Genomic DNA, 17933 nt, shown 5'->3' with positions numbered 1-17933 from the left:
AATGAAGGGCCCTTGGGACCCTGCCGCCACACCCTGACGTGTGCTGAGACAGCGAGAAGCCCCACCACGCGTCACACGCGCGATGGGGCAGCCCTGATGCGGTATGGGCCGGGCCAGGCGGTCAGACGGCGCTGAACTCTTCGCCCTTGACGCCCGCCACGAAGGAGGCGAACGCGCCGGTAGGGACGTTCAGCACGGGACCGCTCGGGTTCTTGGAGTCACGGACGGGAACCACGCCGCGCGAAGCGATGAGGTTGACGGCGGCCTCAACGCAGTCGCCGCCATTGTTGCTGTAGGAAGACTTGAACCAGCGGGGGGATTCGTCGGTCGTCACGGGGTGCCCTTTCGTGCCTCGTTGATCATGGCCACGGACGCCGCTTGAGACAGCGCTTCGCCCTGCAGTTGATGGTAGGCCGTCAACATGGGCAGCACGGACGTGCTCTCGCGGTCCAGGTGCCCCTGGGATTGGGACTCGGCGTAACAGATCACGGACCGGTCCGGCAGCGTCAAGAGGTTGACGGGCAGGTCGAACGTACGACGCTCACCTATCCCTACGGCGCCACCTGCAACAGTGTGTTCGGCAGTTCGGCGAACTCGACCAGACTCGCCAACTGGGCGTTCATGACGGCCGCCCCGCCGACAGGACGACGGATGCAGCTCTCATCCATGGTCACAAACAGCATGGGGGGCCGGGGCCGCACCAGCGCCGCCTGTCGATCCGCCAGGAACGAGACACGTTCATCGGCTTGTTGGGGTGTGATGGCACCCCGCCGCACGGCACTGTCCGCCAACACCCGTGCGTACTCGGGCGTCTGCAACAGGCCCGGAACGATCCCAATGTTGTAGAGCCGGAACTCGACGGCCCTGCCCTCATGCCCCACGTACTCCGGAAACCCCTCCAGCAGCGAGCCGTGCCGCATCTCGCGCCACTCGCGCTCGAACGCTTCGACAGAACCGGTCGTGCTGAATGCCAGATCGAGCTTGAGCGAAAAGGGGAGGGTCGGCGGCTTTCGGGCAGTTTCAACAGCCGAAATATGCTGGCTTGAACACCCCAGCTTCTCGGCCAGATCATCCTGGTTCCAGCCGTGCTTCTCACGCAACCTGCGCATACGGGCCCCGTAGGCCGCTCGCGGGCTGCTCTCCGGGTCTAATTCCTTGCGGTTGACCATGCCGCCACCCAGTCCTTCCTTCGCTTCTGATTACTTGAAGGCTTTCTGACTGTAGGCCCCTCTAGGTGCTCCTGGTAGTGGAATGACTACGGAGAGGAGCGGACGTTGCCCTGGGAGCGCACTCCGCCCAAGCCACCTATCGAGCAACTCACCTTTGAAGCAGACCAGTTGGATGCCCCGATATCCGCTGACGGGTTCTGGCGGCTGGCCCCGGACTGGGTGCCGCGCACCGGATACGCACCCCTGACGAAGGGCCTCTTCCGTGAGGTCGCCGCTGGACTGGAAAGGCAGTTGGACCGCATGGACGAGCAACCCGAATTCGAAGTCTCCGTACTGAAGTGGCCGCCCTGCCGGTGCGGCCGGCCGGTGTGTCCCGACGCCCCGAAGGCCGACGCCGATGCCGCCGAGTCGCCCACGATGGCCCGACTCGGCACCCGGCTTACGGCCTGGGATATCTGCCGCCCCCCAGCTACCGCGCTCCTGCTGATCGCGTGGGGACACCTGCATGGCCTCGTCGCCCTTGAGGTGTTTCGGCACACCTCTTCCCTCGGTGACCACCGGACTGAAAGCTTCCGCACAGCGATGCGGAACCTGCTTGAGGACATCCACCGCCGGATCGCGGTCGCGCTGGCGCCACGCCCTTGAACCGGGCTGAAACTGCCAGGTCGAATTACTCACTCGAATGAGTGATGAAGCTTTGGTGTCGGCGCCCGGGAAGGGGAACGCTGCCACCCTGAGCTCACGAGTCATTGCTCGTGGACCGGGTCGCGGTGGGTACTCGATTCGCCCACCGCACAAGGAAACTCGAGGTCTTCGCATGCCGGAAAGATCCATTATCCACAGCAAGGCCCAGCATTACTACAACGTGTTCCATCACGAGCGCGACGGGTGGGTCGGCGTAACCGACGTGTACGCCTGGGTGGGCCGCACGACGCAGGAATTCAAGCTCACGCCAGGAACCGCCCCCGCCAGCGCGCTGCAGAGATCCCTTCTGGAGTACTGGAAGAGATTGTTTGTCCCTATGGACGCGGACGGGGACGGCGTCGTATCACGCGACGAATTCCTGGCCGGGTTCGTCAGCCTGGGGGACAAGCCGGATGACTACGCGCGGATTGTCACGCCGTCCGCCAAGGTCTTCGTGGCCACCGCCGACGTCGACGGAGATGGCGAACTCGACAAGTCCGAGTTCAAGCGCCTGTTTCAGTCCTCTTTCGCGCTGAGCGACGAAGACATCGACGTGTCGTTCGCCGACATCGACACCGACAGCTCCGGCTCCATCTCAACTGACGAGCTGAGAGCGGCCATTCGCGTGTTCCACAGCAGTACTGATCCGAACGACCGAGGTCACCGCCTTCTGGGACCCCTGCGTTCCTGAGCCGACAGAACTGGACAGCGTCATCTCGTCCAGAGCCCCTCGCCGTCGGGTGCTGATTCCACGCGGCACCGGCGGTCAGAGGGGCTCCGCCGGTCCCGCATCGAGCCGCGCTCAGGAACAACACGCCAGGAGAGACGACCGTGACCTCCCATCTGCGGACAACCAAGGCCCCGCTGGTGACAGCGCGCGCCAAGCACATCGTGGCCGAGACCGGCGTCCTGAACAATCCGTACTTCCGAACGCTGGTAGACGGAAGCATGTCACTGGAGAGCTTCCGCACAAGCCAGGAGCAACTAGGTTTCGCCGTCACCTACTTCGCCCGTCCGATGGCGGTACTGGTGTCCCGGATCGAGCACCCCGCGGATCGCGTCGGCATCCTGGGCAATGTCGTGGAAGAACACGGCGGATTCCGCTCCCAGGAATTCCATCACGAGACCTTCCGCGGATTTCTGGCCAGCATCGGCAGCGACACCGTACGGCTGAACAGCCTGAAGATGATACCGGCCGTCCACGCGTACAACAGCGTTCTCAGTGCGGTGTGTACGTGGGAGGACCCGCAGGTGGGAATTGGCTGCATGGGCGCGATCGAGTACGCATTCGCCTCGGTATCGGCCATCACGGGCAGCACGGCTGTGAACCGCGGTTGGGTCGCTCAAGCCGACCTGATGCACTACGGCCTCCACTCCGAAATCGACGAACAACACGCAGAGGACTTCTTCCTGCTGCTGGAACCCCACTACCGAGACCCAGCCGCACGACTCCGAATCGACCAGGGCCTCGGCCTGGGCGCGTACGCGCTGAACCGCCTCTACAGCGATCTGTCCGAACTGGGTCGTTCACAGCAGAACTGATCACGGACGGGAAGGTCAGGCCCCGGACGCTCCGAGGAACCGCAGCACGGCCAGGACGCGGCGGTGGTCCGCGTCGGCCACGGGCAGGTCAAGCTTGGCGAAGATGTTGTTGATGTGCTTCGCCACGGCGCCCTCGCTGACCACCAGCGCCTGCGCGATGCCGGCATTGGAGCGCCCCTCGGCCATCAGGCCGAGCACCTCCCGTTCGCGGGGGGTCAGCCGCGCGAGCGGGTCGCTGTCGCGCCGCAGCAGCAGCAACTGGGCGACGACCTGCGGGTCCAGGGCCGTGCCCCCGTCCGCCACTCGCCGGACCGCCGCCACGAAGTCGGCGACATCGGCAACCCGCTGCTTGAGCAGGTAGCCCACACCGCTGGTGTTCGCAGACAGCAGGTCAGCCGCGTACCGCTCCTCCACGTACTGTGAAAGCAGCACCACCGGCGTCCCCGGCCAGCGCCGACGGATCTCCATCGCCGCCCGCACCCCCTCGTCGGTGAAGCCGGGCGGCATCCGGACGTCGATCAAGGCGAGTTCGGGCCGGTGCTCCGCCACTGCCGCCAACAGCCCCTCCGCGTCGCCGGCTTCCGCGACGACCTGGAACCCGCCCGTCTCCAGCACCTTGATCAGGCCGACCCGCAACAACACCGAATCCTCGGCGATCACCGCGCGCACGGCAGCTCCGCGGTGATGGTGGTGGGCCCGCCAACGGGGCTGCTGACGTGGAAGGCCCCGTCGAGGGAGCCGACCCGCTTGGCCAGCCCGGTCAGCCCCGTACCGGCGGCGGCGTCGGCACCGCCCAGCCCGTCGTCGGTAACGCGCACGCGCAGCACCTCGCCGACCTGACGCACGATCACCTCTGCACGCATCGCGTTGGCGTGCTTCGTTGCATTGGTCAGCGCCTCAGAGATCACGAAGTACGCGACCGACTCCACGTTGGGCGCCACCCGCTCCTCCAGATCGACCCGCAGCCGCACCGGCAGGGGCGTGCGGGCAGCCAGCCCGGACAACGCCGCGTCCAGACCCCGGTCTTCGAGCACGGCCGGGTGCAACCCCCGCACCAGATCGTTGAGTTCGGAGATCGCGTCCTTCGCCTCCAGGTGCGCTCCCGCGATCACTTCGCGGGCATCACTCGGCAGGTCCGGGCGGGTGGTAATGGCCAGACCCAGGTTGACCGCGAGAGACACCAACCGCTGCTGGGTGCCGTCGTGCAGGTCCCGCTCGATCCGGCGGCGCTCCGCGTCGACGGCCTCGATCAAGTCGGTCCGGCTCACGGCCAGCTGATCGACCCGCTCCTGGAGCCGCTGCGCCCGGCTCGGCCCGAGCAGGCCCGACGCCAGCCGCGCCTCGGCCCGGGTTACTGCCCGCGCGGTCCAGAACAGCGCGCACAGGAGGAGGAGTCCAGCCGCTGTGTAAGCCGGCAGCTGGGTCAGGTAGCCGAACCAGTCCTGGCGGACTCCGGTGGGCAGCGCCCATGACCAGGCGTAGGCGGAGACGCCCGCCAGGCACGCCGCTGCCACCGCGAGCACCAGCATCTCCAGCAGCGCGAGCAGCGGGCCCAGCAGGAGGTGGTAGCCGATCTTGCGCCAAGGCCGCGTCGCCGCGAGCCACCGGGCGGTCGAGGCCCACGTCCATTGTTCCGGCGCGGTGGGGGTGAGCCGGGGGACGTCCACACCGATGAGTACCCGGTAGCGAGCCCGCTGAACGGCCGTCAGCACCGGGGTGCCGAGCAGGACCAGGGCGGCCGATATGGAAACCGTAAGAAGCCAGTTCCCCGTCCTGGCGGTAGTCGTCGCCGCCCAGGACCACACGGGCACCAGCGCCAGGTGCGGCAGCACACCAGCGGCAAGAAAGCCGGTGTCCCGCCGCGCCCGGAGGACCGTGCGTCTCAGTCCAGCTGGAATCGTCATAGCACGACGCTAGGGCACCGCAGGAGGACGGTGCCATGAAACCTGTACCCGATCTCATGGTGAACCTAGTACTACTGTGGGCGGACAGCATCTCGGGTCGGTAGGCCGGCTTCTGCGGGCCGCTGACAGATAGACCGGGCCCGGCGGAACAGGCAGGCACTATGCCCCGACGAGCATCGTCATCAAGTTCTTCGTGGCACCGGACGCCGAAGCTGCCGCTGCTGTCGCGGAGGGTGGTCCCGACGGGGTCTTCGAGTCCCCGACCTTCGGCAACTTCGATGTCGAGGAGGCTCTGATCGAGTGGAAGGGCATCTTCACCGGTCGGAGCTTTGAGGAAGTCCTTGACGACGATGTTCCCGAAGGGCTGATCGCGGAGGCTGCGAGGCGGGCGAGGTGGACCTGTCCCTGGTCAGCATCGACTCAACTACCGTGTGGGCCCACCACGACGCCGCCGGGATGCACCTGGACCCAGGACGTCATCACCGCGCTGGAGGAGGCTGCCGCCGAGGAAGAGAAGGCCGGGTCATAGGGGGCGCCTGCGAAGCACAAAGCGGGCAGGACGCCGAACCCGATCCCGAGCGGGACGAGCGACAACGCATCCGACGTCGGCAAAAGCTCCGACTGAAGGCCGCCCTCCCCGGACGTTCCAGGGGCGGGCAGACCAGCAAGGTCCACCTCGCCGCCGACCGCAAGTGCCGCCCGCCGGCGTTCGTCCTGACCCCTGGACAAGCCACTGACAGACCGCAGTTCATCCCAGTGCTGAGAAGGATCCGCGTCCGCGGTCCCGTCGGCCGCCCCCGCACCCGGCCGGACGCGGTCGCCGGGGACAAGGCCTACTCGTCCCACGGCAACCGAGCCCACCTGAGTGAACGGCACATCAAGGCAGTCATCCCGGAGAAGTCGGACCAGGCCGCCAACCGGAAGAAGGGAGGCTCCATGGGCGGCCGGCCCGCCAGCCAGCCACGACGCCGACCTCTACAAGGAGAGGTACACGGTCGAGCGCCTGATCAACAAGCTCAAGTCCTGGCGGGGCATCGCCACCCGATACGACAAGATCCCGGACAGCTACCTCGCCGGGCTGCACCTGCGCGCCTCGATGATCTGGATCAAAGATCTCACCCGAGGCACCCCTTGATCACAGCCCTGTCGCGCCCTAAGGGCGGACGTAAGGCCGAGTCATGACCTCCATGTTGTGACCGTCCGGGTCGTCGAAGTAAGCGCCGCGACCGCCGAATAGACGGTTGATCTGGCCGGGTTCGGTGTGGCTGGGGTCGGCGTAGTAGGTGACCCCGACCACCTCCAGACGGGTGATAACGGCGTCGAACTGCTCGTCAGGGATGAGGAAGGCATAGTGCTGCGACTGGATCGGCTCGTCCCTCTTCTCGTAGTAGTCGAGCGTCACGCCGTTGCCGAGGTCGACGGGCAGGAACGGTCCAAACGGGGTGCCGACCTTCAGGCCCAGGACCACGGCGAGGAACTCGGCAGACAGGTGCCGGTCGCTTGCGTAGACGGCAGTGTGGTTCAGCTGGACGTCGGCCGTCGGCCGCGCGGATTCATGCGGGTACTGCTGGTCATAGGACATCGGTGGTGTGTCTCCGGTCTTGAGATCCGCTGGAATGCGGCGCCGTATGCGGGCGCCGGGAGCTAAGACGCGGAGAAGTGGGCGGGCCTCTTGCCCGCCTCGTGCTCACGCCGAGGCCGGGAACCTCACTCGTGCGTGGCCCATGGCCGACCCGGCAGTCACCCGATTGACCTTAGTAACCATCACAGATGGGGGCAACATCGTTTCTTGGCCATGCCCGGCTGCGGACGAGCCGCCGTTGCGTCACAGCGGTTCGTCACGGCTCGGCTGATCACGACCCGATACGCGCCCTGGCCGCCATTGGCGAGCACCACCGCCAGATCGATGGCGATAACTATCGGCGCTGACATGGACCCTGGGACGCAAACCCCACACTCGCCCACTACCGCTACGGCGAGCCGCCCGCGACCGAGGCCGTCCCGACGCGTATCCCGTCCTCCTCGACCTTGAAGCAGATGTGCAGCTGCTGGGGAACGGTTTGGTCAGGCCATCTCGGAGCCCGATAGCCGTCGACCCGTTGAAAACCGATCAAGAGTCCCTCCTCACCGTTGAGACCGGCGAAGTCGGCGTCCGACTTCGGGTCGGGGTCGACGCAGGTGGCTTGCTGATAGAACGCCGCCCAGCCGCGTCAGAGAGGGTGGAGTCAGTCCAGGCTTCTGTCGGCTCGGGCGTAGAAGGACTCGACACCGCGCCAGGGCGAGGGGCCGCCCAGGGATCGGTCGAGGTCTTTTTGAGACGCTTCCAGGGAGTGCCGTGCCGCATTGACGAACTTCAGGTGTGCCTCGCCCAGCGCCGTATGGATCGGCCGCAGTTCCTCGAGGTCGGTCGGCTGACGGCCGTGGAACAGGATGGTGTAGTCCTCCAGGACTTCACAGAGCTGCTCGGCTGCTGCGCTGGTCGCTGAGTCAGCAACGAGGCTGACCGAGTGCTGGGCAGCCACGAAAGGCCCCCAGTCGACGGCCGGCCTGCGCTCGTCGAGGAAGGCCTCGCGCAGCTCCGCCTCAACGGCCCCGAATGCCTGCAGGAACTTCTCGTAGGCGACGGTCTGCGTTCCCTGAAGCCATTGCCGGTTCTGGCTTCGGCGCCCGACGACACCGCCCGCGATGACACCCACGACGGTGGCGGTGACACCACCGGCGGTCGATATCAGCAGGTCCCATGAGACAGTCACGCCGTATCTCCTCACGATGGATGAGCAGGGCGCCCTCGGGCGGCCCGGCGCCGGACGCCATCACCGCCGGAGCGAGCGTCAATTCCCGCTGAGCGTCGATGAGATGCACGGTCTCAGTCTTCTGCTTCGCCCTGTCCGGGCGCCACCGGCTTGTGGTGCGCGCCGGAGGATCAGGCCGAAGCGCCCGCGCTCTGCAGGAGTCCGGGCTTCACAGCAAGCCGCGCGATCACCAGGGAGCATCGGGGCGGATCACAGGCATTCTCCGGCGCCCGGTCGCGCACAGCTGGACGCCCCATGCGCACCGGAGCGCGCCCCGGCCTGATCGGCTGCACCATGAGAAGGGACGCGGTCCGGTTACCGGGGCGGGCGGTCCACAGGGAAGCAATGATGGGGAAATGACCGCCAGTTCACGTGCCCATTCGTTCAACACGGCCGCCGGCCAGTACGCGGCCAGCCGGCCTTCGTATCCGTCCGCGCTCTTCGATCTCATCGAACAGTTCACGGGTCGGCCCCTGGCAGGTGCCCGCGTCGCCGATGTCGGCGCGGGCACCGGAATCGCCACTGCTCTGCTGCGTGAGCGCGGAGCTGACGTGATCGGCGTCGAGCCGGGCGACGCCATGGCCGCACAGTTCCGCACCGCGCTCCCGGAGGTGCCGATCGTCAGAGGTGACGGCAACACCCTCCCCCTCGCGGACGCCTCCCACGACCTCATCACCTACGCGCAGTCCTGGCAGTGGACCGACACCGGCCGCTCGGTCCCGGAGGCACTCCGGGTCCTGGTTCCGGGCGGGGCGCTCGCTGTCTGGTGGAACACCACCGCGTTCGACGTGCCGTGGATCGGTGCACAGCACGAGCGGATCGCGGACCACTGCGGAGTGAAGCCGACCTCTCGGGTGCGGCCGGACGACAGCGACGCCGTCCGGCTGGCGGGCCTGTCGGGGCTCCGCGTCGCGCGCCGCCACGTGCGGTGGAGCCGTACGGTCTCGCTCGACACGCACCTCGCCAACATCGGCAGCCGCTCGGCGTTCCTCGTCCTTGCCGAGGACGACAGGCGTGCCTTTCTCTCCGAGGAGCGCGGGCGACTCCGCGAGGCGTTCCCCGACGAGACGGTGGAAGAGACCTATGTGGTCGATCTTCTGATGGCCACTCGCCGGTGACCTGCCGGGTGTCCTGGGGCTGCGGCGCCCGTCGGGGACAGACGGGCCCTAACCGGCATAGGGGTTGCCGCCGAGCCAGGTGGCACCGTCGACCAGTTCGCGGACCGCGTCCACGTGGCCACTGTGGCAAGCGACTTCGGTGAGTACGTGGATCAGGATGTGCCGCACGTCGGGCAGCCGCCAGGTCGGCCAGATCTCCACGGGCCAGGCGGCGGGCTCCTGTTCGGGCGTGGCGGTGGCGAGCACGGCGTCCGCGCGCGAGATGGCCGTCCGGTAGTCGGCGAAGACCTCCTCGACGCTCATCCCCTCGGGTACGTACCAGTGCGCCTCCGCGCCCGTCGTCAGCTGTCCGGCCACATCCGGCTCGCCCGCGATCACCCCGGGGAACCAGAAGCGTTCGACATCCAGGGTGAGGTGGCGCAGCAGCGCCAGGCAGCTCCAGCCGCTGGGCAGCACCGGCCGCCGCAGGTCCTCGTCCGAAAGCCCTTCGAGGATCCCGAGGACGTGCTCGCGCTGGCGGTCCAAGGCATGCCGGAGCGGGGCGAGTTCGGCGTTCACCGAGCGGCGCACAGTTCGGCGAGGCGTTCCAGGGTGCTCGCCATTTGTGTCTGCCACCAGGCGCGCCCGCTGTCGACCTCCGCGCGTCTGTCCTCCGGCATGCGCGAACCGTCGAAGACCTCGGTCACCACCGTCGCCCCGTCCCCGTCCGGGAGCAGGTCGAAGATCCACCGGTGGCCCCACGCGGCCCCGGGCGCGGTGGCGTCCGGGTGCCCGCGACCGGGCCTCGGCTCCCAGCCGATGCGGCGGTCCCGCTCGTACTCGACGACGCGGTTGTGCATCTCGTAGTCGCCGTACCGCTCGTAGTACATCCGCATCACGAAGACGTCCCCGACGCCCGAGACCACGGCGCCGGAGACGCCACCGCGCAGCATCCCGGAGCCGTCGAGGTCCCGGTGCCGTCCTGGGTCGGCCAGGATCCGGAAGATGCCGTCCGCCGGGGCCTCGATACGCCGGGACACCCTCACCACGGGCTCGCCATTCGTACTCGTCATCCGCGCGCCTCCGTCAACCACAGAGCATGAGTCCGACTTCGGCCCGGACGCTACACCCGGGGTACGACAACGCCTGTCCGCGCACGTAGCCATCCGCTGCTCTTCGACCACGCCACCGGCGCAGCAGAGGCCCGCGTCAGCCGATCTGTTCGGCCAGGGCGACGATGATGCCTGCGGGGCCACGGAGGTAGCAGAGCCGGAAGACGCTCTCGTACTGGGCCACCTCGCCGAGGAGTTCGGCGCCGTGGGTACGCAGCCGGGCGATGGTGGCGTCGATGTCGTCGACGGCGAACATGACGCGGTGCAGACCCAGCGTGTTGGGCGGCGGGTTCTCCGGCACGGGGGCGGACGCCGTGGGGGCGTGGTACTTGGACAGCTCCAGCTTGCTGTGGCCGTCCGGGGTCCGCATCATGGCGATGTCGCTCCGGACGCCGTCGAGTCCGACGGTGTGGTCCGCCCAGACGCCCTCGACCTGCGCGGTTCCTTCCAGCTCCATGCCGAGGTCGGTGAAGAACGCGACAGCCGCTTCCAGGTCGTCGACGACGATGCCGACGTTGTCCATGCGCTGAATGGTCATGCCGCCGAGCATAGGGAGCGCGGTCGGACGCCTGAGGATGAGACACGTACGCAGTTGAGCGATGACCGGGACCGGCGCCAGGGTCAGTGGGCCGGGGCCGGTGGGCCGAGGCGGGTGCACCGGGGCCTGGCTCAGCGCACCGGGAAGCCGAAGGTGTAGCCCTGCTCCTTGAGCTTGGGGAGGATGCGGCGCAGTGCCTCGATGGTCTGGGTACGGTCGCCGCCCGCGTCGTGGAAGAGGAGCGTCGGCCCGTTGGGCAGCTCCCTGTCGACCGTGGCGACGATGGCGTCCGTACCCGGGCGCTCGAAGTCCTTGGTGTCCACGTTCCAGCCCAGCGGGCGCATGCCCCGGGAGGCGGCGAGCTTGCGGCTGTACGGGGTGAAGGCCCCGCCGGGCGCCCGGTAGTACATCGGCCGTACGCCGCCGGACGCCTTGATGATCATGCGTTCGGCGTCGAGTATCTGCTGCGACTGGTACGCCTCGGACTTCTTGTCCATGCCGGTGTCGTGCGCCACCGTGTGGTCGCACAGCCGGTGCCCGGCCGCGACGACCTTCTTCACCATGTCCGGGTAGGCCTGCGCCTGCGTCCCCACCATGCAGAACGTGGCCTTCACCCCGTACTCCCGCAGCAGGTCGAGCACTTGAGGGGTCCACCTGGGGTCGGGGCCGTCGTCGATGGTGATGTTGACGCCGTGCGTCCCCGCGTCCGAGGCGTGCGCGATGGTCACTCCGACCGGCTTGCCGTCACTGCCCTGCGTGACCGAGGCGGTCGCCTTGGGCGGCGCATCGGCCGCGGTACCGGCCTGCGCCGTCCACACCGAGGCACCGGCTGCGAGCATCGTCACCCCGAGCCCCGCCCCGAGCACCTTGCCGTACCAGCCCCGCCCGCTGCTGTGCCGTGCCATGTCCGCCCCTTGTTCCGCTTGTTCCGCAGTCCTCGCCGATCCCGGTCACCGTGCGACCAATGGGAAGGACGAGGCGCGTGGGCGGAAGGATGCGCCCGTTACCGATCACGGACAATTTCGGAGGAGTTCGCGGACAACCCGCCGCGAGGAGCGGCCGGCGGCGGTGGCGTAGCGGTCAGCGGCGGTGACGCAGCGGTGGCGTAGCGGTGGTTCGTCTCCGGACCGGCACCGGGCGCCCGACGGGTCGTTAGTGACGGTGGTGGGCCCCCGGCCCTGCGGCCCCGTGGCCCCGTGGCCCCGTGGTCCCGTGGCCCTGTGCCGGGTGAGGAGGCGCGCTGCCTGCCGCGCCGCCGGGGTCGCGGTCTCGTACCGGCAGCGCGATCGAAGAGATCGAAGGGGAGGTAAGGAAATGCCGGAGAACGAGGCGTCGTTCATCGATTCGCCCGAACTCAGTGCGTCCTACGCGTGGTGCGCAGCCGAGATCAGGCAGTTCCTGACACCGATGTGGAAGGCGGCCGAGGTGCTGCCCGCCGGGCTGCGCCCACACGTCCTGGCCGTGTGCGGCTTCACGGTGCACAGCGACCGCATCGCTGATGAGGGAGGAACGCAGCAGGTCCGCGCGGAACGGCTCGCCCGATGGCGTTCCGACACCCTGGAGGAGTTGCGCACCGGGCGCAGCGGGCATCCGTCACGGCGAGCGTTCGTGGACACGGTGCAGCGGTGGGACATCGGCCACGCCCTGGTCGAGGAGTTCCTCGACACCTTGCAGGACGACTGTGCCTCTCCTCCCTTCTTCGAGACGTTCGCGGAGCAGCGGCGCTACTTGCGGGGAGTGGCGGGGACGAGCAACGAGATGTGGATGTCGCTGCTGGACCCGACCGGGCCGGAGGCGTTGGCGCTGGCCTCGGTACTGGGCGAGGTGTGCCAGCTGGTGGACACCTTCGAGGACCTGCCGATCGATCTCGCCGCCGGCCGGTGCTATCTGCCGCGCGCCGACCTGCGGCAGCTGGGGCTGGCGGTCGGCGACCTCCGGAGCGGTGAACAGCCGGACGTCCTGGACGAGTTGGTGGACATCCAGCTCGGGCGATGGCGTGACCTGCTGGAGCAGGCGATGCCAGTGGCCGAGATGGTGCGTCCCGAGTGCCGGCCCTTCCTGCACACGATGCTTCTGGGCTCGTGGATGCAGTTCGACGAGGTCACCCTCCGGAAGTCCCGGGTCTTCACCGACGGCATGGAACCACTCACGTCGACCGGTGCGGAGCAGCGCCGCCCGCCATGGCCGGTGGTGAATGGGGCGCCCGCCCATGTCGGGGTGATCATGGACGGCAACCGGCGGTGGGCCACGCGGCAGACCCTGCCGGTCTCGCGGGGCTATCAAGCAGGCGGCCAGGCCGCGATGCGCCTGGTCAACGCCGCCCTGCGGCTCGGGGTCCGACACCTGAGCATCTATGCGTTCTCCACCGAGAACTGGGACCGCTCCCAGGAGGAACTGGCCGTCCTGTTCGACACCATGGCCGACGGGATCACCCAGGGCACCGAGTGGCTGCACGAACGGGGCGTGTGCGTGCGCTGGTGCGGACGGCGGGACCGCATCGATACGTCGCTCGCCTCCGCCCTGACGCTGATGGAGAGCCTGACGTCGAACAACGATGTGCTGACGCTGACCCTGTGCGTCGACTACGGCGGGAGGGACGAACTCACCCGCGCCGCACGCGCGTTGGCCGCCGAGGCGGTCGCGGGGACGATCCGGCCCGAGGACATCGGCCCCGCCGACCTGGCCAGGAACATGTACACGCCCGGCCTTCCCGATGTCGATCTGCTGATCCGCACCTCCGGCGAGCAGCGCATCAGCAACTTCCTGCCCTGGCACCTCGCATACGCCGAGCTGGTCTTCGACCCGACCCCCTGGCCCGACTTCGGCCTGGCACAGCTGCGGGAGGCCCTCGCCACGTATGCCGGGCGCCAGCGGCGCTTCGGAGGCTCCCTTCCCGGCTCTGCCCGACCGGTGGTGCCGGCTCCGGCTCCCTGAGCCGGAACCGGCACCACCGCGTCGTTACTTCGGCGGGGTGTACACGCCCTCCGCCGTCACATGCGCCAGCACCGTGTCGGCGGTGATCGCGGGCGTGCCGAAGGTGGCGGTGTACACCTCCAGCACCTCGGGGGTGGGGTGCAGCGGCACCTTGTTGATCCGGACCTTCAGCGGCTGGCCGACGGGCGTGTTACCGGTGGTCAGCAGGCCCTCGGACAGAGCGCACCGGAATGCCGAACGGTGGCTGACGTCTACGCCGTTGACCACGCATTTCCCCGACGCCAGTCCGTCCTTCAGGATGCCCTGCACATGGACGACCTGAGCGGTTCCCGTGGGCGTGCGCACCGTGATCCCGCCGTCGAGGACACCGTCACCCGCTGCCTCCGGCAGGCTCTTCAGCGAGGGATCGCCCGTACCCGACCGCACGGGGAACCGCACCCCCGGACCACCGCCGTCCTTGACCAACTCGGCCGGAGCCACCGCCTCGACCACGGCGCCCAACCGGTTCAGCTCCGCCTGGACCTGTTCGGTCCACCGGACCTCCACCCAACCCTCGGAAATCGTGCCCCACTTCTCGTCCGCAGCAGCCGACGTGGTCCCCATGAACTGGGCCAGCAAAGGCGCGGCCAAGGCCGCACCCAGAACCGTTCGACGATTCGTACTCATCGATGTGCCCCCATTCCTTCCCCGGGGCCGCGATACGCGACCCCGGGGGGAGTCTTCCGCCCGCATGGATTCCCGGGCCACGGAACTGCCCGGCTGACACCCGGAAGAGGGACAGGCCGTTTGATCCTCGATGTTCGGCTCGGATCAGCCCGACCACGGTCACCGAGTTGTTCAGCCGCTCGTGCGGCACGGCACCTTGCCGCAGGCCGGGCGGTTCAGCCCGTCTCCGTGCAAAGGTCGTTGTCCATGGACAACGCCGAACGCCTGGCGTACGGGGAACCCGCGGACGAGCGCTACGCGGGTGCGGTGGCTGACGCGGAGCACGCGTTCGCGCTGCTGGAGAACGGCTTGCGCGACCTGTTCCGGTGAAGAGGAACCGAAGCCGCCCCCTCCCGCGAATAGTTCAGCCCTCCACATCCTGCGGATACCAACGGAGTTCGACCGTGTTGCCGTCCGGGTCCTGGACGTAGACGGACTGCGCCGAGCCCCGGGCGCCGAAGCGGCCGACGGGGCCTTCCCGTACGGCGAGGGTGCCCGCGTCGATGACCTCCTGCCAGTCCAGCGGCTCGACGACCAGGCAGATGTGGTCCACGTTCGACTCGCCGCGCGGGCGGCCGAGCAGGTCGATGATCGTGGTCGGGCTGACCCGCACCGAGGGGAACGGCACCTTCCCGGCCCGCCACTCGTCCACCCGGACCGGCTCCAGGCCCAGCGGCCCGCAGTAGAACTCCAGGGCCCGCTCGACGTCCTGGACGTTGAGCACCAGGTGATCGAAATCCTTGACTCGCACGTGCGCTCGCATGGAACAACCTCTCGGTGATGACGCGGATTCGGTCGTTTCAGGTCCGGGTTCCGGAATGCCACGACCGTAAGACCTCAAGTCACCTTCAGGTCAAGACCCGGCCTCCGAGCCACTCGTACCGGCCGCCTTACCGGAGTCGGCCGACGGAGGCGGAACCGGGCGTGGTGAAGTTTCCCGGAAATGGTCGCAACCCCCGTGGGTTCCGTACGTCTGGTGGGTTGAAGGCGCCCTTCAGCTGATGTTCCAGACCGTCTTTCCCTCACTTACTCGGGAGAACCCCATGTCCTCGCACGTCAAGCGGAACTACCGCCCCCGCACCCGGGTCCTGGGTGCTGTCACCGGCATCGCACTGCTGGTGGGCGGCGGCTTCGCCGCGCAGGCCGTCGCCGACTCCGGCTCGCCGAAGGTCACCACCACCGGGAACTCGGCCTCGCAGCCCGACTCGAAGCCGAGCGTCTCGAAGGCCGGCGACTCGAAGTCCGCCGGTACCCCGAAGGTCGTCCACCCGGGCACGTCGGGCAACGCCCCGAAGGTCGTCCACGCGGGCACGTCGGGCAACGCCCCGAAGGTCGTCCACGCGGGCACGTCGGGCAACGCCCCGAAGGTCGTCCACGCGGGCACCTCCGGCAACGCCCCGAAGGTCATCCACGGCGGCACCTCCGGCGACGCCCCGAAGGTCGTCCACCCGGGCACCGGCGGCGGGCACACCCCGGCCGGAAACGCGCCCAAGGTGATCAACCCGGGCAGCGGAGTCCACAAGTAGCAGCGCAGCAGTAGCGGCAGCACCACGGGGCGGGCGGGCCCGTTCGCAGGCCCGCCCGCCCCTCCCGCAACGGATCGAGGCCCATGCAGTACGCCATACCCGCAGCGACACCCTGGTGGTCCCGGCTGCTCTCCCGCATGTCACGGACCGAGGACGTGCCCGTACGGGGACACCGGCTGCGGGCAGTCCACACGCCGTACGACGACGAGCCGCCGCCGCCCACGCTGACCGACCTGTACCAGGCGCGACGGCTCGACATGGTGCGGCTCGCGCTCTTCCTCGTCGACGATCTGCAGACCGCCGAGGACGTCGTCCAGGACGCCTTCGCCGCCGTCTTCCGCAGACACGGCACCTCGCTGGACGGGCTCCAGAACCCGGGGGCCTATCTGCACACCGCCGTCGTCAACGCGGCCCGGTCCGTACTGCGCAGACGCCGCACCGCCCGCGCCTACACCCCGCCCCACGAGGGCCACGGGCCGCCCCTCGACGAGGGGCTGCTGCTCGCCGAGGAACACCAGCACGTCCTCGACGCCATGGCCCGACTGACGCAGCGCCAGCGCGAGGTGCTCGTACTGCGCTACTGGTCGGAGCTGTCCGAGGCGCAGATCGCGGAGACCCTCGGGATGTCACGCGGCACGGTGAAGTCCACCGCGAGCCGCGCGCTGGACGCGCTGGAGAAGACACTGGGAGCAGACCGATGAGACCGACCGCCGAAGACCGCCGGTCCGCCACCGAGGACCGGCTGCGTGCCGCGCTGGCCGCCCGCGCCGCCCTCGTCACCTACGGCGACCTGCGCCGCGGAGCGCCCCCGCAGGGACGCAGCTGGGGAGTGCGCCGGGTACGCAGGACCGGCTTCGCCGTCCTCGGAGCGGCTGCCGCCGTGGTGGCCGTGTGCCTGCTGGTCCTGCTCCCCGGCAGCCCGCTGAACCCGGCCCCGGCGCCGCCCGCCCACGCCCCGCGCGTCACGGACCCCCCGCAGCCCACCCCCACCGGCCCGATCCGCCCGTCCGTCGTGTCTCCCGGGGTGACGGAACATCCGTAGGCCGGTACGGACCGTGTCCGGTAAGGGGCGCCCGCCCGGGACCGGGACCTCCGCCCGGGGGCCCCGCCGACGGCCCGGGGCCCCCGGCCGTTGCGTCCCCGCCACAGCCTTCAGGCAGAATCGGACACATGAGCCCTGAGCGCCCCACGCCGCAGTCCCCCGACACGGTCTACGCGGACCGTGTCTTCCGGTCCCTCGGCGGGATCGCGGGCGGCGTCCTGCTGCTCGCCCTCGCCTGCTGGCTGGGCATCGACGCCCTCATCAGCGGCAGCGGCAACGCCCCGTGGCTGGCCCTCGCCGGGCTGCTCTTCGTGATCCCGCTGGTGATCGCCTTCACCCTGCGGCCCGCGGTGTACGCGAACGACGACCGGCTCCGGGTCCGCAACCCGTTCCGGACGATCGTCCTCCCCTGGGCCGCCGTCCAGGACGTCCGGGCCGGTTACTCCAGCGAGGTCTTCACCGAGGGCGGGAAGTACCAGCTGTGGGCCGTGCCGGTCTCGCTGCGCCGCCGCAAGAGGGCCAACGCGCAGCAGATGCGGGCCATGGCCACCGGCGAGCCGACCGCCAGGTCCCGTAACCCGCTCTCCTCCCGGTCCTCCGTCACCGGAATCGCCGGAACCGAATCGGGACTCGCCCCTTCCGACCAGACGGTCAACGACCTGCGGGAACTCGCGGAGCGCGGCGCGTCCCGGCCGACGGCCCAGGGCACGCCGGAGATCCGCTGGGCGTACGAGATCATGGCGCCCTGCGCCGCGGGTGCGATCCTGCTGGCCGTGCTGCTGGGCATCGGCTGACCCGACGGCCGGACCGGGGCCTGATCCGACGATCGGCCGTAGCGACCTCTGCGGGGACCCGTCACCATCCGGTGACCTGGTCCCCCTGTACAGG

21 protein-coding genes and 3 pseudogenes are annotated in these 17933 nt (G+C 68.9%); 11 read left to right on the top strand and 13 right to left on the bottom strand.

Going from position 1 to position 17933, the window contains the following annotated elements; genetic code table 11:
• Positions 1 to 121: 121 nt before the first annotated feature.
• Together OG709_RS22815 and OG709_RS22810 are read right to left on the bottom strand one after the other, a co-directional pair.
• The gene (locus OG709_RS22815; protein WP_329167609.1) at positions 122 to 334 is read right to left on the bottom strand and encodes a DUF397 domain-containing protein; all 213 of its coding nucleotides are present in this window, start codon (positions 332 to 334) and stop codon (positions 122 to 124) included.
• Positions 331 to 1169 (bottom strand): annotated as a pseudogene (locus tag OG709_RS22810) (helix-turn-helix domain-containing protein). Before OG709_RS22810 ends, OG709_RS22815 begins: the two are co-directional and overlap by 4 nt.
• 168 nt (positions 1170 to 1337) lie before the next feature.
• On the opposite strand from OG709_RS22810, the gene OG709_RS36105 reads away from it, so the two are divergent.
• The 3 genes from OG709_RS36105 (at position 1338) to OG709_RS22795 (ending at position 3395) form a co-directional block, all read left to right on the top strand.
• Complete coding sequence (locus OG709_RS36105; protein WP_443068550.1) at positions 1338 to 1814, top strand: WHG domain-containing protein; 477 nt, start codon at positions 1338 to 1340, stop codon at positions 1812 to 1814.
• Positions 1815 to 1986: 172 nt separating this feature from the next.
• Positions 1987 to 2544 carry an EF-hand domain-containing protein gene (locus OG709_RS22800; protein ID WP_250299621.1) on the top strand — a complete coding sequence of 186 codons (558 nt, stop codon included), beginning with the start codon at positions 1987 to 1989 and terminating at the stop codon, positions 2542 to 2544.
• 140 nt (positions 2545 to 2684) lie between these two features.
• Complete coding sequence (locus OG709_RS22795) at positions 2685 to 3395, top strand: TenA family transcriptional regulator (protein ID WP_266641178.1); 711 nt, start codon at positions 2685 to 2687, stop codon at positions 3393 to 3395.
• 15 nt (positions 3396 to 3410) lie between these two features.
• Here the strand turns inward: OG709_RS22795 and OG709_RS22790 are convergent, their stop codons facing one another.
• Positions 3411 to 4064, bottom strand: coding sequence for a response regulator (locus OG709_RS22790; protein ID WP_250299617.1), 654 nt, complete (start codon positions 4062 to 4064; stop codon positions 3411 to 3413).
• Positions 4052 to 5299 carry a sensor histidine kinase gene (locus OG709_RS22785; protein WP_266641184.1) on the bottom strand — a complete coding sequence of 416 codons (1248 nt, stop codon included), beginning with the start codon at positions 5297 to 5299 and terminating at the stop codon, positions 4052 to 4054. Before OG709_RS22785 ends, OG709_RS22790 begins: the two co-directional genes overlap by 13 nt.
• 358 nt (positions 5300 to 5657) lie before the next feature.
• Between OG709_RS22785 and OG709_RS22780 the strand changes: the two are divergent.
• Positions 5658 to 6434 (top strand): annotated as a pseudogene (locus OG709_RS22780) (IS5 family transposase); the annotation flags it as partial.
• Between the two features lie 18 nt (positions 6435 to 6452).
• Here OG709_RS22780 and OG709_RS22775 read toward each other — a convergent pair.
• From OG709_RS22775 to OG709_RS22765, 3 genes and pseudogenes are all read right to left on the bottom strand, one after another.
• Positions 6453 to 6881 carry a VOC family protein gene (locus OG709_RS22775; RefSeq protein WP_250299612.1) on the bottom strand — a complete coding sequence of 143 codons (429 nt, stop codon included), beginning with the start codon at positions 6879 to 6881 and terminating at the stop codon, positions 6453 to 6455.
• Positions 6882 to 7314: 433 nt separating this feature from the next.
• Positions 7315 to 7500, bottom strand: a pseudogene (locus tag OG709_RS22770) (VOC family protein); the annotation flags it as partial.
• A 24-nt stretch (positions 7501 to 7524) separates the two neighbouring features.
• The gene (locus tag OG709_RS22765) at positions 7525 to 8052 is read right to left on the bottom strand and encodes a hypothetical protein (RefSeq protein WP_250299610.1); all 528 of its coding nucleotides are present in this window, start codon (positions 8050 to 8052) and stop codon (positions 7525 to 7527) included.
• Between the two features lie 395 nt (positions 8053 to 8447).
• Here OG709_RS22765 and OG709_RS22760 point away from each other — a divergent pair, with 395 nt between their 5' ends.
• Positions 8448 to 9209 (top strand): class I SAM-dependent methyltransferase, encoded by a 762-nt coding sequence (locus OG709_RS22760; protein ID WP_250299609.1) that lies wholly within the window; start codon positions 8448 to 8450, stop codon positions 9207 to 9209.
• A gap of 48 nt (positions 9210 to 9257) precedes the next feature.
• On the opposite strand, the gene OG709_RS22755 is transcribed toward OG709_RS22760, so the two are convergent.
• The 4 genes from OG709_RS22755 to OG709_RS22740 all read right to left on the bottom strand — a co-directional run bounded on the left by OG709_RS22755 (position 9258) and on the right by OG709_RS22740 (position 11743).
• Positions 9258 to 9767, bottom strand: coding sequence for a DinB family protein (locus OG709_RS22755; RefSeq protein ID WP_250299607.1), 510 nt, complete (start codon positions 9765 to 9767; stop codon positions 9258 to 9260).
• Positions 9764 to 10261 (bottom strand): SRPBCC family protein, encoded by a 498-nt coding sequence (locus OG709_RS22750; RefSeq protein ID WP_250299605.1) that lies wholly within the window; start codon positions 10259 to 10261, stop codon positions 9764 to 9766. Before OG709_RS22750 ends, OG709_RS22755 begins: the two co-directional genes overlap by 4 nt.
• A gap of 136 nt (positions 10262 to 10397) precedes the next feature.
• Positions 10398 to 10838: a VOC family protein gene (locus OG709_RS22745; RefSeq protein WP_250299603.1), complete on the bottom strand. Its 441-nt coding sequence runs from the start codon at positions 10836 to 10838 to the stop codon at positions 10398 to 10400.
• Between the two features lie 131 nt (positions 10839 to 10969).
• Complete coding sequence (locus OG709_RS22740) at positions 10970 to 11743, bottom strand: polysaccharide deacetylase family protein (protein ID WP_329167608.1); 774 nt, start codon at positions 11741 to 11743, stop codon at positions 10970 to 10972.
• A 409-nt stretch (positions 11744 to 12152) separates the two neighbouring features.
• Between OG709_RS22740 and uppS the strand changes: the two genes are divergently transcribed.
• Positions 12153 to 13772, top strand: coding sequence for a polyprenyl diphosphate synthase (gene uppS, locus OG709_RS22735; RefSeq protein WP_329167607.1), 1620 nt, complete (start codon positions 12153 to 12155; stop codon positions 13770 to 13772).
• A 24-nt stretch (positions 13773 to 13796) separates the two neighbouring features.
• Here uppS and OG709_RS22730 read toward each other — a convergent pair whose 3' ends face one another.
• Positions 13797 to 14438: a hypothetical protein gene (locus OG709_RS22730; protein WP_329167606.1), complete on the bottom strand. Its 642-nt coding sequence runs from the start codon at positions 14436 to 14438 to the stop codon at positions 13797 to 13799.
• 246 nt (positions 14439 to 14684) lie between these two features.
• On the opposite strand from OG709_RS22730, the gene OG709_RS22725 reads away from it, so the two are divergent.
• Entirely contained in the window at positions 14685 to 14807 is a 123-nt protein-coding gene (locus OG709_RS22725) for a hypothetical protein (protein ID WP_374211239.1), read from the top strand.
• A gap of 34 nt (positions 14808 to 14841) precedes the next feature.
• Here OG709_RS22725 and OG709_RS22720 read toward each other — a convergent pair whose 3' ends face one another.
• Positions 14842 to 15240 carry a VOC family protein gene (locus OG709_RS22720; protein WP_250299596.1) on the bottom strand — a complete coding sequence of 133 codons (399 nt, stop codon included), beginning with the start codon at positions 15238 to 15240 and terminating at the stop codon, positions 14842 to 14844.
• Positions 15241 to 15520: 280 nt separating this feature from the next.
• Here OG709_RS22720 and OG709_RS22715 point away from each other — a divergent pair, with 280 nt between their 5' ends.
• The 4 genes from OG709_RS22715 (at position 15521) to OG709_RS22700 (ending at position 17839) form a co-directional block, all read left to right on the top strand.
• On the top strand, positions 15521 to 16003 hold the full coding sequence (locus OG709_RS22715) for a hypothetical protein (protein WP_329167605.1): 483 nt from the start codon (positions 15521 to 15523) through the stop codon (positions 16001 to 16003).
• A gap of 83 nt (positions 16004 to 16086) precedes the next feature.
• Positions 16087 to 16704, top strand: a complete 618-nt coding sequence (locus OG709_RS22710; protein ID WP_250299594.1) for an RNA polymerase sigma factor — start codon at positions 16087 to 16089, stop codon at positions 16702 to 16704.
• Positions 16701 to 17045, top strand: a complete 345-nt coding sequence (locus OG709_RS22705) for a hypothetical protein (protein ID WP_326694158.1) — start codon at positions 16701 to 16703, stop codon at positions 17043 to 17045. The genes OG709_RS22710 and OG709_RS22705 overlap by 4 nt, the downstream gene beginning before the upstream one ends.
• 128 nt (positions 17046 to 17173) lie before the next feature.
• Positions 17174 to 17839, top strand: coding sequence for a PH domain-containing protein (locus OG709_RS22700; RefSeq protein WP_250299592.1), 666 nt, complete (start codon positions 17174 to 17176; stop codon positions 17837 to 17839).
• Positions 17840 to 17933: the final 94 nt, after the last annotated feature.

Origin of the sequence: Streptomyces sp. NBC_01267, from assembly GCF_036241575.1 — a bacterium.
In the GTDB taxonomy this organism is placed as follows: Bacteria; Actinomycetota; Actinomycetes; order Streptomycetales; family Streptomycetaceae; genus Streptomyces.
The sequence above is the reverse complement of the archived record's forward strand: the minus strand, read 5'-3'. Positions and strand labels throughout refer to the sequence as shown.

Excerpts from the sequence above, each read along its gene's own strand:
- OG709_RS22785 (WP_266641184.1), bottom strand. The coding sequence starts at position 5,299 with ATGACGATTCCAGCTGGACTGAGACGCACGGTCCTCCGGGCGCGGCGG.
- OG709_RS22700 (WP_250299592.1), top strand. The coding sequence starts at position 17,174 with ATGAGCCCTGAGCGCCCCACGCCGCAGTCCCCCGACACGGTCTACGCG.
- OG709_RS22710 (WP_250299594.1), top strand. The coding sequence starts at position 16,087 with ATGCAGTACGCCATACCCGCAGCGACACCCTGGTGGTCCCGGCTGCTC.
- uppS (WP_329167607.1), top strand. The coding sequence starts at position 12,153 with ATGCCGGAGAACGAGGCGTCGTTCATCGATTCGCCCGAACTCAGTGCG.
- OG709_RS22800 (WP_250299621.1), top strand. The coding sequence starts at position 1,987 with ATGCCGGAAAGATCCATTATCCACAGCAAGGCCCAGCATTACTACAAC.
- OG709_RS22760 (WP_250299609.1), top strand. The coding sequence starts at position 8,448 with ATGACCGCCAGTTCACGTGCCCATTCGTTCAACACGGCCGCCGGCCAG.
- OG709_RS22725 (WP_374211239.1), top strand. The coding sequence starts at position 14,685 with ATGGACAACGCCGAACGCCTGGCGTACGGGGAACCCGCGGACGAGCGC.
- OG709_RS22745 (WP_250299603.1), bottom strand. The coding sequence starts at position 10,838 with ATGACCATTCAGCGCATGGACAACGTCGGCATCGTCGTCGACGACCTG.
- OG709_RS22750 (WP_250299605.1), bottom strand. The coding sequence starts at position 10,261 with ATGACGAGTACGAATGGCGAGCCCGTGGTGAGGGTGTCCCGGCGTATC.
- OG709_RS22705 (WP_326694158.1), top strand. The coding sequence starts at position 16,701 with ATGAGACCGACCGCCGAAGACCGCCGGTCCGCCACCGAGGACCGGCTG.
- OG709_RS22720 (WP_250299596.1), bottom strand. The coding sequence starts at position 15,240 with ATGCGAGCGCACGTGCGAGTCAAGGATTTCGATCACCTGGTGCTCAAC.
- OG709_RS22775 (WP_250299612.1), bottom strand. The coding sequence starts at position 6,881 with ATGTCCTATGACCAGCAGTACCCGCATGAATCCGCGCGGCCGACGGCC.
- OG709_RS22740 (WP_329167608.1), bottom strand. The coding sequence starts at position 11,743 with ATGGCACGGCACAGCAGCGGGCGGGGCTGGTACGGCAAGGTGCTCGGG.
- OG709_RS22730 (WP_329167606.1), bottom strand. The coding sequence starts at position 14,438 with ATGAGTACGAATCGTCGAACGGTTCTGGGTGCGGCCTTGGCCGCGCCT.
- OG709_RS22715 (WP_329167605.1), top strand. The coding sequence starts at position 15,521 with ATGTCCTCGCACGTCAAGCGGAACTACCGCCCCCGCACCCGGGTCCTG.